Source organism: Neptunicoccus cionae, assembly GCF_002860325.1.
Classification (GTDB): Bacteria; Pseudomonadota; Alphaproteobacteria; order Rhodobacterales; family Rhodobacteraceae; genus Amylibacter; species Amylibacter lutimaris.
The window spans coordinates 345530-358820 of record NZ_PKOJ01000001.1 but is presented as its reverse complement, the minus strand read 5'-3'; the positions used below and the strand labels follow the sequence as shown (position 1 = coordinate 358820).

The 13291-nt window shown below is 57.4% G+C and carries 14 protein-coding genes; 3 read left to right on the top strand and 11 right to left on the bottom strand.

The genetic code is table 11. The features are described 5' to 3' along the window. Positions 1–122: 122 nt before the first annotated feature. From lpxK to C0U40_RS01705, 7 genes are all read right to left on the bottom strand, one after another. Positions 123–1121, bottom strand: coding sequence for a tetraacyldisaccharide 4'-kinase (gene lpxK, locus C0U40_RS01735; RefSeq protein WP_101654024.1), 999 nt, complete (start codon positions 1119–1121; stop codon positions 123–125). Then, positions 1118–2401, bottom strand: a complete 1284-nt coding sequence (locus C0U40_RS01730) for a 3-deoxy-D-manno-octulosonic acid transferase (protein WP_101654023.1) — start codon at positions 2399–2401, stop codon at positions 1118–1120. The genes lpxK and C0U40_RS01730 overlap by 4 nt, the downstream gene beginning before the upstream one ends. A gap of 127 nt (positions 2402–2528) precedes the next feature. Next, positions 2529–3302, bottom strand: a complete 774-nt coding sequence (locus C0U40_RS01725) for a 3'(2'),5'-bisphosphate nucleotidase CysQ (protein WP_353616034.1) — start codon at positions 3300–3302, stop codon at positions 2529–2531. Further along, on the bottom strand, positions 3295–4641 hold the full coding sequence (locus C0U40_RS01720) for a TldD/PmbA family protein (protein ID WP_101654773.1): 1347 nt from the start codon (positions 4639–4641) through the stop codon (positions 3295–3297). The genes C0U40_RS01725 and C0U40_RS01720 overlap by 8 nt, the downstream gene beginning before the upstream one ends. A 92-nt stretch (positions 4642–4733) precedes the next feature. Then, positions 4734–6176, bottom strand: a complete 1443-nt coding sequence (locus tag C0U40_RS01715) for a DUF2125 domain-containing protein (protein WP_101654021.1) — start codon at positions 6174–6176, stop codon at positions 4734–4736. Positions 6177–6352: 176 nt separating this feature from the next. Beyond that, positions 6353–7078 (bottom strand): winged helix-turn-helix domain-containing protein, encoded by a 726-nt coding sequence (locus tag C0U40_RS01710; RefSeq protein ID WP_101654020.1) that lies wholly within the window; start codon positions 7076–7078, stop codon positions 6353–6355. After that, positions 7050–7367, bottom strand: a complete 318-nt coding sequence (locus C0U40_RS01705; RefSeq protein ID WP_101654019.1) for a hypothetical protein — start codon at positions 7365–7367, stop codon at positions 7050–7052. The genes C0U40_RS01710 and C0U40_RS01705 overlap by 29 nt, the downstream gene beginning before the upstream one ends. A 165-nt stretch (positions 7368–7532) precedes the next feature. Here C0U40_RS01705 and C0U40_RS01700 point away from each other — a divergent pair, with 165 nt between their 5' ends. The 3 genes from C0U40_RS01700 (at position 7533) to C0U40_RS01690 (ending at position 9851) form a co-directional block, all read left to right on the top strand. After that, positions 7533–7925, top strand: coding sequence for a hypothetical protein (locus C0U40_RS01700; RefSeq protein WP_101654018.1), 393 nt, complete (start codon positions 7533–7535; stop codon positions 7923–7925). A gap of 96 nt (positions 7926–8021) precedes the next feature. Continuing rightward, a complete protein-coding gene (locus C0U40_RS01695) occupies positions 8022–8654 on the top strand; it encodes a ribonuclease HII (protein WP_101654017.1) in 633 nt (210 codons plus the stop codon). A gap of 90 nt (positions 8655–8744) precedes the next feature. Continuing rightward, the gene (locus tag C0U40_RS01690) at positions 8745–9851 is read left to right on the top strand and encodes a site-specific DNA-methyltransferase (RefSeq protein ID WP_101654772.1); all 1107 of its coding nucleotides are present in this window, start codon (positions 8745–8747) and stop codon (positions 9849–9851) included. A gap of 258 nt (positions 9852–10109) precedes the next feature. On the opposite strand, the gene C0U40_RS01685 is transcribed toward C0U40_RS01690, so the two are convergent. The 4 genes from C0U40_RS01685 to dapD all read right to left on the bottom strand — a co-directional run bounded on the left by C0U40_RS01685 (position 10110) and on the right by dapD (position 13265). Next, positions 10110–11303 carry an FAD-dependent monooxygenase gene (locus C0U40_RS01685; RefSeq protein ID WP_180957591.1) on the bottom strand — a complete coding sequence of 398 codons (1194 nt, stop codon included), beginning with the start codon at positions 11301–11303 and terminating at the stop codon, positions 10110–10112. Further along, positions 11275–11937, bottom strand: a complete 663-nt coding sequence (locus C0U40_RS01680) for an HAD hydrolase-like protein (RefSeq protein ID WP_101654015.1) — start codon at positions 11935–11937, stop codon at positions 11275–11277. Before C0U40_RS01680 ends, C0U40_RS01685 begins: the two co-directional genes overlap by 29 nt. Positions 11938–12054: 117 nt before the next feature. Next, on the bottom strand, positions 12055–12378 hold the full coding sequence (locus tag C0U40_RS01675; protein WP_069298573.1) for a hypothetical protein: 324 nt from the start codon (positions 12376–12378) through the stop codon (positions 12055–12057). Positions 12379–12437: 59 nt separating this feature from the next. Further along, complete coding sequence (gene dapD, locus C0U40_RS01670) at positions 12438–13265, bottom strand: 2,3,4,5-tetrahydropyridine-2,6-dicarboxylate N-succinyltransferase (RefSeq protein WP_101654014.1); 828 nt, start codon at positions 13263–13265, stop codon at positions 12438–12440. Positions 13266–13291 lie beyond the last annotated feature (26 nt).

Below are 13291 nucleotides of genomic sequence, written 5' to 3'. Positions count from 1 at the left end.
TAAAACCACGCTCCGCCCCACTTATAACAGCTTTTCACCGCGCCAGCGATCCAAGCCGAACACGCCAGCTTCTTCTGGCTAAAAATATCCAGATCCACACGCCGCGGCACCGCGGAACGAGCCTAGTTGCGCGCGACAACCGGTTCCAGCAACTCTGCCAGACGTTCCGGTTCTTCAACCGACAGGCGCACCGGCAGGGTTACGACTTTGTGACGGAAACTACGGGGCAGGCGCACGGCGTCTTTTTCGGTGGTCACCATCTGCGCGCTCAAACTCTCGGCCTCGCTCTCCATCCGCTTGAGCAGCGTATCCGACAGGGTCTCGTGATCCCCGAAAGACCGTGTCGCCACGACTGTGGCACCGCTTGCCCGCAAGGTTTCAAAGAATTTCTCTGGCCGGCCAATTCCGGCAAAGGCAAAGGCCCGCAGATCCTGCCAGAGCATTCCGGTTTCAAGCGGCTTCAACTCGGCACGCAATAGGGGCACGCCGCCAAGATCGGGCCATGCGGTCGCAAAAGCCTTTTGCGCCTCTGGCGGGCCAATGGACAGGACCATATCCGCCTGCGCCAACCCGCTTTCAAGGGTCTGGCGCAAAGGTCCGGCAGGCAAAACCCGCCCGTTGCCAAAGCCCACAGCAGCATCCACCACGGTGATGGTAAAATCCTTCACCAGATCGGGATTTTGCATGCCGTCATCCAGAATGATCACATCTGCGCCTGCGGCCACGGCAGCCTCGGCACCCGCCGCGCGGTCCTTGGCGACCCAACACGGACCGAATGCAGCCAGCAACAAGGGCTCGTCACCTACATCGCTGGCGGTGTGTGTCACCTCATCCACCCGCAGCGGCCCGATTGCCTGTCCGCCGTAACCTTTGGAGACCACATGGGGGCGCATCCCCATTTCGGCCAGCAAGCCCAAAAGGGCAATCACTGTCGGTGTCTTTCCGGTGCCGCCGATGTTGATGTTACCGACGCAAATCACCGGCACCGGCACCCGCAGGTGCCGCCCCTTGGCGTGCCGTCGCGCAGCGCCAAAGCGCCAAAGCGCAGAGAGGGGTGACAGCACATATGGCCAAAATCCGGGTGCGGACTGTGGTGCATACCAAAATGCAGGCGGCTTCATAGGGACGCCCCCATCGGAATCATATCCCAGAGCACTTCTACCAGTTCGTCTGTTGCATCTGCCCCTTCCGAACACACGTGCCAGCCTGCATGGGCCATCTCCGCGGCGCGGTCCGGCACGATCAATTCGCTTACGGCCTCTGCGAGTGAGGGAACAGAGTTGACCTCGATCGCCGCACCCGCCTGTTGCAAGCGCAGGTAAATATCGGCGTAATTGTCCACATGGGGGCCATGGATGATGGCAGAACCCAGCCCTGCGGCCTCCAGCGGCGTATGGCCGCCCCGCTCCACCAGAGAGCCTCCGAGAAAACACACAGCAGCCAGTTGGTACCACAGGCCAAGTCCGTCCAGCCCCCGCGCAATGATCACATCGGTGCGGGGGGGGAGATCGTCGAGATCGTCGCTGCAGCGCCAGACAATTCCGGCCGCGTCACAGGCCGTCTTAACCGAAGGTACATCCTCCGGACTGACGGGAACAATTATCAGCAGCAGGCGGTGGGTCATACGCATCGCCTGACTATGCGCGTCGAGCACCTGACTGATCTCTGTCTGCGCCACTTTCGCCGCCAGCCAGACCGGACGGCCGTCCAACTGTCGCGAGAGTTTCGCGCGGCGGGTTTCATCATGGGGCAAGGCGAGCGTTTCCTCACAAAGGCGTCCCATTACGCTGGCCTCTACCCCGAAGCCGCGCACGGCCTGTGCGGTTGCTTCATCTGCGGTCAGGATTGTTTCAAAACTGCGCAGCGCGGATTTGGAAACCCGCGACATCCAGCGGAACTGCGGACCGCTCCCCCCCACATTACCAAGATCTGCCAACACCGAAGGGATACCCCGTCTTGCACTGGCTGTGTTCAGGACGGGCATCAACAGGTCGTCCGTCCAGACACACAGATCCGGTTGCCAGTGATCCAGAAACCGCTCCACCGCCGCCAGTTTATCCAGAGGCGCGTATTGATGCAGGGTACGCGCCGGCATCCGCATGGCAAAGACATAGTCCTTGATCCGGATCTGTGTCGTTACCAGAAAGGTGATCTCGGGCAGTTGCGCATGGATCTGGCCAATGACCCCGATCAGGTTCAGCGCGCCCTGCATGTCATGAGTGTGGCACCAGACCAGCACGCCTTCAGGGCGGATAAGATCGCTTTTGCCCTGCCGTTCATGGGCACGGTTGGCGTCTTCATGGCCACGGGCAACGCGGCGGGCCAGTTCGTGCTGCATCAGCGGTTCGGTGATGCGCGCGGCACTTCGGATCAGGGTCTCGCCAAGGCTCTTGCTGGACATAAGCGGCTCCGCCGGAATTTATAAAAACGCTGTGCCAGAGGCGCAGACGAAAGAACGGGTGCAGGTCTGATCTGAATTTAAGGGCTGGCAGCGGCGCTTGCAATCACCCTGTGCTTTTCATCCGCCTTTACGATCCGGTCACATGCGTCAGCAAGCTGTCTCTGATACGCGGGGCGCAGGCGATCATTCCGGCGGTCTTGGCGCCGCGCGAATTATAGGCCGGAACCCTGCCTTTGGTGTCAAAAACGCAGGCGCCTGCCTCTGTACAGATCAGATCCCCTGCGGCCACATCCCATTCCCACGCAGGGCGGAATGTGATCATGGCATCGAACCGGCCATTCGCCACAAGCGACAGGCGATATGCCAGAGAAGAGCGGAAGTTCCGGCGCAGCGGCGGCACTCCACCGGGCCAGTAAGTCGCATCCATCATCGGTTTCGCTACAAGCGCTTCGGCCTGATCCAGCGCCTCTGTAGTGCTGGGTGTGATCGGTTCTCCGTTAAGCGTCGCCCCGCACCCGAGCGCGGCGGCAAAGGTCAGGCTTTTGGCGGGCATATGCACTACAGCCGCTGTCACCACACCGTTCTTGGCGATCGCAAGGGAATGGGCAAAATTTTCGTGTCCGGCGATGAAGGAACGGGTACCGTCGATCGGGTCGATGATAAACGTGCGTTCGCAGTCCAGCCGTTCCGGATCGTCTGGGCTTTCCTCGGACAGCCAGCCGTAATCGGGCCGTGCGGCCTGAAGGCGGTACTCCAGCATCCGGTTTACCTCCAGATCGGCCACAGAGACCGGCCCCTGTTCCCCCGGCTTGTCCCAGTGATCAGGCTCTTGCTGGAAATGTTTCAGAGCAATTTCGCCTGCCTCTTCTGCCACATCCAGAAGCAGGTCGAGATCACGCACCGGCAATGGTCAGCCCCTCAACCAGAAGGCTTGGCACAACGCGGCTGAGATGGGGGCGCCCGTCATTGGCAGGCGTGATATTCATCAACATATCCCGCAGGTTGCCCGCCACAGTACATTCATTTACAGGGCCGGTGATTTCCCCGTTTTCCACCCAGAAGCCCGAAGCCCCGCGCGAATAATCCCCTGTATTCGGGTTGATGGTAGACCCGATCATCGAGGTGATGATCAATCCTGTGCCCATCTGCGCAATCAGGTCTTCGCGGCTGGCCGTGCCTTGTGTCAGTGCAAGGTTGCCAAGGGATGGCGACGGTGGCGTAGAGATACCACGGCTTGCATTACCGGTGCTTTCCATACCCAGCTTGCGCCCTGTCGCCAGATCCAGCGTCCAGCCTTGCAGGATACCGTCCTTTACCAGCGCACGCTCCTGCACCGGCAGGCCCTCGCCGTCAAACGGGCGGCTGCCCGCTACACGGGGACGGTGGGGGTTTTCGATCAGGGACAGGCTGGCAGGCAGAACCTGTTCGCCCAGCGCATCCTTGAGAAAGCTGGCACCACGTACAATGGCCGCGCCGTTAATCGCTCCGACCAGATGCCCGATCAAAGAGGCCGCGATCCGCTCGTCAAACAGCACAGGATAAGCGCCGGTTGGCGGGCGGGTCGAACCGGCGCGAGCGGCGGCCCGCTCTCCGGCGATGCGCCCGATGCTGCGCGGGTCCGGCAGATCGGCATAATGGCTGCGGGCCTCTCCGTTATAGTCCCGCTCCATTGACAGGCCCTGACCGGAAATCGCCACACAAGAAGTGGAATAGGCGCCACGGCGATAGCCGCCGGAAAATCCGTTGCTGGCGGCCAAATGCAAAGAAGTTTCGCTATAACCGGAACTGGCACCCTGCACCTGATCCACGCCAGAGACCTCCAGCGCGGCTGCTTCCGCTTCCAGTGCAAGCCGTTCCAGATCCGCAGGGCTTGGTGCGGCGCGGTCATCATAAAGTTCCAGCGCGGCCACATCCCAATCGGTCGCTAACTGGTCCGGCCTTGCCAGTCCGCAGGTGGGATCGTCCGGTGCTTCGCGGGCCATGGCCACAGCCCGCTCCGCCATCGTGGCAATACTGGCTGCGCTGTCATCGGAAATCGATACACAAGCCTGTTTCGCACCGCACAGAACCCGCAACCCAAGATCCACACCTTCAGAGCGTTCCGCATGTTCCAGAGCGCCTGTGCGCACTTCGATAGAAATCGACGTGCCTTCCATCACCAGCGTGTCCGCGCTATCTGCCCCTGCGCGTTTTGCGGCGTCCAACACCTGTTGCGCCAAATCCGACAATCTACCTGTCATGCCTGCTCCGCCTGTTTTGTCTGTCATAGACACCTAGAACAAACGGCAGGGCTGCAAAACCCTGCCGTTCTGTTTTTACCTGAAAAGAGCGGTTACTTGATCCGCTGGCCATTGGCCAGAATGGACCCGTCCGCGTTCATCTCGATTTTCGAAACCAGATGATCTGTGCCATCGCCACCGGGAACTGCGAACATGCCGGACATCATCTTGACCATCTGCCCCTGCTGTTGCGGCACCAGTCCCAATGCAACCAGTTTGTCCAGCAGGCCAACGCCCCCCCGAAGATCCATGTTAACTTCCCCCACCGGCATCGGCGGGAATGTTGCATTGTTCAGCTTGGCCTCACCGCTTCCGTTAAGGGCGGCGCCGGCAATGTTCAGGGTTATATCGTTTATCTTCACACTATCGACCTCCACCGGAACCGATTTGGCCTCCGCGGCGCTGAGTGCTTCAACCAGCCATCTGATTTGCGCACTCAGATCAACATTCAGCTTGGCCGAATCCCGTGGCAGCGATCCGGTCGGATCGAACATACCCCATACAGTATCGGACAGTTCCAGACCGTCAAACCCCATCTGTATCCGTGCAGGTAGCGGTGTCTCTACTTTTTTCAGCGGCAGTTTCACCTGCGTCGTCACAGCCTTCATACGTGCAGTGAACGGGGGCAAAGGTATGTCCTTCAGCTTGATGTCATAAGCCACGTCTTGGGCTGTACCGCCCATATCGAAAGTTCCATCCAGCACCGAAAAACTGCCATCTGCACTACTGGCGCTTGTTTCTACAACCATAGCCGATTGCGGGGCGGTAATATCGGTAGACCCAGCCATTTTACCCATCTGGTAACTGACAGACAGGTTGCGCGTTCCGGCAAACAGTTCATCCAGTGACGCATCGTTCACGGCGTCCATATCGAAGGTGGCGGACAGATCGTCGTAGCTGCCGGTCGAGGACATCTTGGTCTCGCCGTCATCCAGATCATACCGCATCTCCAGATTGGCCGCTTTCATATTTCCCTTGTAGTGCAGCGCCTCTGCGCCGGAACTGACCTGATTGACCACCACATCATTCGCGGCAAGTTCCATCGAAAACGGCGGCTCTCCGGTAGCCATTTCGACGGCGATCCGGCTGGCCGTAATGTCGTGGTTCCGCGCCGCTTTTACACCGGACACGATGTGGGTAATGCCCTCTGTGCGCACCATGATATCAGCTTTGGGCTGTTCTCCTTTGGGATCAATGGTGATCTTTACCTCCGGCGGGTAACTGAGAGAAACTTTACCACCGCCCAATTCCTCGGCCCGCATGAAGTCCAGTGTGTAACTGCCTTCATCCTCTGGCAGTCCAATCACAATATCACGCCATTCAACGGTTGAGCCGGTTACGCTTTCCTGACCGGGTGCCACGGTCATGCCGCTTGCGCGCAACTCGTCGAAGTATTCGTTCACCACTTCTTGTGCCAGTTCCTGCGCCAGAACCGGAGAGCCGAGGGCTGTGGACAGTAGAAAAGCCGAAGATAAATTTTTAAAGGAAAATGACATGAAGCCTCCTGAAATTTGTGGAAATCATATGCGGGCCGCGCCGGTGTATTGTGATCTTGGGGATATTCGGATTCGGCACGGGTGTTAGTTTCTCATAGTTCGGAACGGGTTGCAATTTAGGCCGGACCCGAAGGCAGCGTCTGTGCACATTCACACAGTTTGTCTGACAATCAGAATCACAACATGCGGATGACATCCCTATCAATCGACAGGGTATAGCCCTTGCGGCTGATATTCTTGACCAGAAGATGAGAGACCAACTGGTTGCCAAGCTGGTCCCGCAGACGTTTGATCCGCGTGGCACCGGCCGCTTCCTCGCAATCGGCTGCATTTTTACCCGAAATCATGGATTCCAGTTCGGCCCCTGTAATTACTTCGTCATCAAGACGGGCCTCGCAAAGAACCGAAAGTGTCTCACAGATACTTTCGGTCAGTTCGAATTCCATGTTGTTGATATAAACCACCCGTTCGTCACGGCTGACGATCAGGCTGGTGATATGAATGCCAAACTGTTCGATTTCATCCAGCCGGCGCGACAGTCCGTAATTGGTGAACAAAAAGTATAGCGCTGACAGCAACAGCGCCGAGGCCAGCAATAGCAGGATGAAGATTATCAAACGGTAGCTTTGCAACACATCCGCAAAAGCTGTTCCCGACTGCGCGAGAACCTCCAGCAGTTTGATCTGCTCTCCGGTGGTCAGCGCATCATTTTCTGCAAATATCCGCGCCACCCGGTCGTTGAACGCATTGGCATCCGGCAAGGCCATAAACAGAACAACCGCTGTCACAAGGATAAGCAGCAGAACCATAACAGATCCGGAAACCACCACATTACGGGGCTTCAACCGGTGAATCAGGCTTTTGGATGAAGCATCAGTATCTAAGGAAATAGGGTCCGGCATTGTCCTGTCTCGCTTGCAGGCCATTGCGGCCGAATGTGGAAACGATGCGCAGCAGGGTCCAGCCATCCGGCGCGATCCGGCGGCTAACGGCCTGTTCTGCCCGACTCGGAGACTGGCAGGCACGGGCGCTCAATTCTATGACACCATAATGCAATTCCAGACTGCCCGAAACAGACCGTTTCGCTTTGTAATCGGCGAAACAACCGTTCTGCTGTGCGCGAACCGGTTGCACTGCGACCAGACCGGCCAGCAGTACACCCAATATCCATATGTGTGATACGTGTCTCATGCCAAATTCCTGCGCAATACGGACGGGTAATACAATAACAAAGCCGTTTTGGGGCCGTGTTATCCCATAACAAGGCGGTGTTTTTGTCTGACAACAGGGGTTCGGGCAGGGTTGGACCATGTCGCGATGCATTCCGCATTGCCCGAGCCCACAAAGGAAAACGCCATGTTCCATAAAATGACCCTGACAGGAATTCTCGCCCTTGCCCTTGTTGCAGCGCCGATCACAGCACCGGCAGCACTGGCAAAAGACAACGTCGACCGTCTGCTGCTGGGCCTGACCGCACTGGGTGTGATCAGCGTAATCGCCAATGAAGCCAGCAAATCGAACCACCAGCCGACCTATGTGCGTCCCGCACCCCGGCCGCGGCCACATTACCAGCCCCATTACCACGGCAAGACACACTATCAAGCACAGCGCCCCGTCAAACGCCACTTCACCCCGCCTGCGAACTGCCTGCGCAAGAAATGGACACAGAACGGCTGGGTCAAATTCTACAATCAAGCTTGTGTGAACAAATACCGTCCTGCGAACCACCACGGCCATTACCGCCGCTAAGCAGGACACCGGAAAAAAACCAGACAGCGCCTTGTATCGGGCGCTGTTTGCACGGGGCCGCTTGCCAAAACTGCGCACAAACGGCACCTACAGAGAATGATTGATACAAGCATAGAACCCGAACTCCGCCGCAAACATGGACTCACCCGCATCGCAGGTGTTGACGAAGTGGGACGCGGCCCTTGGGCCGGACCGGTTACCGCCTGTGCCGTAGTGCTCGATCCGATGCGTATACCGGACGGATTGAATGATTCGAAAAAACTGTCGGCAAAGCGGCGTGATGTTCTGTTCGATCAGATCATGGCGCAGGCGGATGTCTCTGTTTTTCACGTCAGTGTGGAAGAAATCGACCGGATCAACATCCTGCAAGCCTCCTTGCTGGCAATGCGGTGCGCTATTGAAGGTCTCGCCCGACCGGCAGAGTTTGCACTGATTGACGGGAATAAAACCCCACAGGGACTGGCCTGCCCGTCTGAAACGCTGGTGAAAGGAGACGGGCGCTGCCTTTCGATCGCAGCTGCCTCCATTGTGGCAAAAGTGACGCGCGACCGGATGATGGTTGCGCTTTCGCAACAGTTTCCCGGCTATGGATGGGAAACCAACGCCGGATATGGCACGAAAGCCCATATCGCGGGCCTCGAAACTCTTGGGGTGACACAACATCATCGCAAGTCCTTCAAGCCGATACACAACATATTGTGTTCAGAGGGCTGCCCCAAAAACGTCTAATTCTAGCCACAGATAAGAATTGACCTCGAATCCGGAATGCAACATTCTAGGGACAACGACGCAAAAAATTGCGCGATGACGAGGCAGAACATGACGAACAGTAAACACACCAACGGTGGGGTCTCCCTGCCGCTGAACCAGATATTGTCTGGTGATTGCATCGAAGTAATGGATGCACTTCCCGAAAATTCAGTAGATCTGATTTTTGCTGATCCCCCCTATAATTTGCAATTGAAGGGCGAGTTGCACCGGCCCGACAATTCCAAAGTGGACGCAGTTGACGACCATTGGGACCAATTCGACAGCTTCAAGGTTTATGACGAATTTTCAAGGGATTGGCTGCGCGCCGCCCGCCGCATCCTAAAGCCGAACGGGGCGATCTGGGTGATCGGATCCTACCATAACATCTTCCGTGTAGGGGCGTGTTTGCAGGATGCGGGCTACTGGATCATGAACGATGTGATCTGGCGTAAATCCAACCCGATGCCCAACTTCCGCGGCATGCGCCTGACCAACGCCCACGAGACGATGATCTGGGCAACAAAGGACGAAAAATCCAAACCGACCTTCAATTATGAAGCTCTCAAAGCCCTGAATGACGGCGTGCAGATGCGGTCGGACTGGGTGTTGCCAATTTGTAACGGACACGAGCGTTTGAAAGACGCAGAGGGAAATAAGGCACACCCGACGCAAAAGCCGGAAAGCCTGCTGCACCGTGTTCTGATCGGCTCTACCAATGTGGGGGATGTGGTTCTGGACCCGTTCTTCGGCACGGGAACGACAGGCGCAGTCGCCAAGAAACTGGGCCGGAACTTCATCGGGATCGAACGGGAAGAAGCCTACCGCAAAGTGGCAGCCCGCCGCATCAAGGACACCCGCAAGTTCGACAATGAATCGCTGGAAGTATCCACATCCAAGCGCGCCGCACCCCGGGTGCCGTTCGGCCAGCTGGTGGAACGTGGCATGCTCAATCCGGGCGAAAAACTCTACGCCCTGAACGGCCGGCACACCGCCAAAGTCCGTGCGGACGGCACGTTGATCGGGAATGATTGCAAAGGCTCGATCCATCAGGTCGGGGCCGCGCTGGAAGGCGCACCATCCTGCAACGGCTGGACCTATTGGGGCTTCCGCAAGGAAGGCAAGACCATGCCGATTGATCTTCTCAGAGAGCAAATCCGCGCCGAAATGAGCGCATAAAAGTTTACCGCCGACGTCCGGGGCCGCCCCCGGGCGCGAAGCCTGACTAGCCCTGCCCTTGTGGCAGGGCCTTTTTTTGTCGTCAGAAAGCAGCCTTATCAAGACCCTGCATTTGCGAAGCTTCATTTAAGAAGCTTCTTTTATGAAGCTTCATATATGCAGTATGATGAAGGTACTTATCTAACAAAAACAGATACTTGAATGTTTGATTTATTTCGTGTGTTTTGCACGATTCCCGTCAGATTCGGGGCGCCGCCTTTAGCCGGAAACTTTGGCTTTGAAGTTCAGCCAGATCGTCCGCGCCATTGTGCGCAGGTTAAATCGGGATCGCACCAGCGCTGTCATTTCCTGCTCTGACAGCCGGCCCAAGCGCGCGACGGATTTATCCCAACGCTCCGGTGAATATCCCGCAATGCGTTTGTTCACCATGAAGCCGAACTTGTAATCCCGCTGGAACTCCCGCCGCGCCGCCGCTTCATACCGGCCAAGCGCCTTATCGTCTCCACCAAGGTGGGCCGTCACTTCGGTCCCCAGCAAACGGCCGTATTCCACGGCGATGCGGATGCCTTCCCCCACGGTCGGGGTCGCGAAATTCGCAGCGTCCCCTGTGCGCACAACGTTGCCGAAAACCAGCTCGGGGTCGTAAGGCTCTGACGGAATGATCCCCGCATTGGTTTCATAGTCTTCCGGAATCTCGATACCATAACGGGCCGCCTGCCCCGAAGCTTCGAAGGCGTCCATCACCTGCCTTGGCGTCAGATCTGTATCGGGATTGATCACCCCGATCCCAAGTCGCAGACGGTTGTCTGGCGTTGGAAAAATCCACCCGTATCCCGTAAGCGCTGAAGACCCCACAAACAGCACCGCCCGGTTGGGTTCAAAATCGCCGCGGAGAAATTCGTACTCGATCCCGACACCGGTCCGCTGCGGCTTTTGCCCCAGCCCCAGACTTTCAAGTACTGCGCATTGCCAGCCGGAAGCGTCGATCACCATACGGGACAGGATGTTGAAATTACCCCGATCCCGAGACCGGATTTGCGACAGGAACTGCCCGTCCTCCTGCTCTATGCAACTCAAGAACTTCGCGCCAGTCATCAACTCGCTGCGCTTGCCATCCGACAGGCTGGCAAGGTGCCGGTATACCGCCGTCACATCCATCACGGCCATTTTATCGTCTTTCACCGCGAAACGCGCCTCGGCGTTGTCCGAAAAAAAGTCGAGCTGGTCGATCACACGGTACATTTCCGGCGGGATACCCAGCGCCTGCATATCCCGTTGCCACGTGCCGCCACTGGTGCGTACAGGCAGTCCGATTTCCGCGTCCTGATGCACAACGATACTGTGCACATCATCCCCGAGATGGGAGGCAACGGACAGTCCGGCAGGCCCGCCGCCGACGATCAGGACGTCACAGGCTATGATGTCAGTCAGCATCCAACCCCAGAAGATCAAAAACAATTTCCGGCACTTCTTCGGGTGCTCCGGCCAGCGCGTCTGCTTCGGACTGGCGCAACTCGTCCGGCTCGCCATACCCCCACAGCGCCCCGACGCTCGGGATGTCATTATTGCGCGCGCCAAAAATGTCGAACCGGCGATCCCCGATCATGACAGTTTTTGCCGGATCAGCACCGGTTTCATCCAGCGCAAACTTCAGCAGATCGGTTTTGTCAGAATTCGTGCCATCCAGTTCTGATCCGAAAAGCTGTTCCACATGAGCGTGGATACCGAAATGTTCGATAATTTCCTGCGCATAGACGTGGGGCTTGCTGGTGGTGATGAACATTTTCGCATCCACCTGATGCAAGGCATCGAACATCTCCCCGACTCCGTCATAGACATCCGCCAGATACATGGCCTCGTCTGTATAAAACGCGCGGTACAGATCCACAGCCTGATCCAGATCGGCACCCGGCCCCAGCAATACGTCAAAACTGTTCCACAAGGGCGGACCGATGCACCAAGTCAGATCATCGGCGTGGGGAATATCAACCATCCCCATTTCACCAAGCGCGTGCTGGATGGCTTGGGTGATGCCCTCTTTAGGGTCAATCAGTGTCCCGTCGAGATCAAAGAAGAGTGTAAGCATGATAACCCGCTGCTGGTCCTGTCGCCGCTGTTATCGGTAAAAACAAAGCGGATTGCCAGCCCATACCTTGCGGGAACAGATAAAGACCCTGTGTGCGGCGCAGGGTTTCGCCACGGTTCAGTCGTAAAACGGCGTAACTTGCGCCACAACGACCGAATTTTCATCCAGCGCCCGTTGCATCAGGCCTTCTTCGTCTTCGCTGATGTCATGGCCTTCTGCACGGCGTTCCGCCAGCGTGCCATAGCCCGACACATCCAGCGGCGCCATATCCGCCTGTTTCAGAATCGCCACGGTTTCCCGCACCGCTTCCGCTTCGTCTATACCGCTGGCAAAACACATCAGCGCTGCACCGGTTGCGTTCTTTGGCAGGCCGTCCCCGTCGCTGCGGCCGACTTCGACCAAGAGGGTGAACACTTGCTGTTTGGAATCTGGTTTTGCCACAGGGAATGCCTTTGCTGGCGCACCGCAAGGCGATGCGCCGGTTTCGTAGAATTGGTGGCTTAGTCGCGCAGCAACTCGTTGATCGAGGTTTTGGAACGTGTTTGCGCATCAACCCGTTTCACAATCACGGCGCAGTAGAGGTTCACACCGTTTTTCGAAGGCATGGAACCGGACACCACAACCGAACCGGATGGTACTTCGCCATACATTACTTCGCCGGTTTCGCGGTCCACGATCTTGGTGGACTGGCCGATAAACACACCCATGCCCAGAACCGAACCTTCACGAACGATACAACCTTCAACCACTTCAGAGCGGGCACCGATAAAGCAGTTGTCTTCAATGATGGTCGGGCCGGCCTGCATGGGTTCCAGAACGCCCCCGATGCCAACACCACCCGACAGATGCACGTTTTTACCGATCTGCGCACAGCTTCCCACAGTGGCCCAAGTGTCTACCATGGTGCCTGTGTCTACATATGCGCCGAGATTCACGAAAGAGGGCATCAGCACCACGCCCGGAGCCACATAAGCAGATTTACGGACGATGCAGTTTGGTACAGCGCGGAAGCCGGCTTCGTTCCATTGCGCATCATCCCAACCTTTGAACTTGCTGTCGACTTTGTCCCACCAGCCAGCGCCTTGCGGCCCGCCGGACTGCTGTTCCATGTCCTTCAGGCGGAAGCCCAGCAGAACAGCCTTTTTGGCCCACTGGTTCACATGCCAGTCGCCGTTGTCCTGACGCTCTGCAACCCGCAGCTTGCCACTGTCCAGCGCATTCAGTGTTTCCTCGATCGCATCACGGGTTTCACCCGTGGTGGCCGGTGTGATCGCATCACGATCTTCCCAAGCGGCTTCGATGGCGGATTCAAGCTGTGCGTTAGACATATCGGTTTTCCGTTCTGATGGTCTGA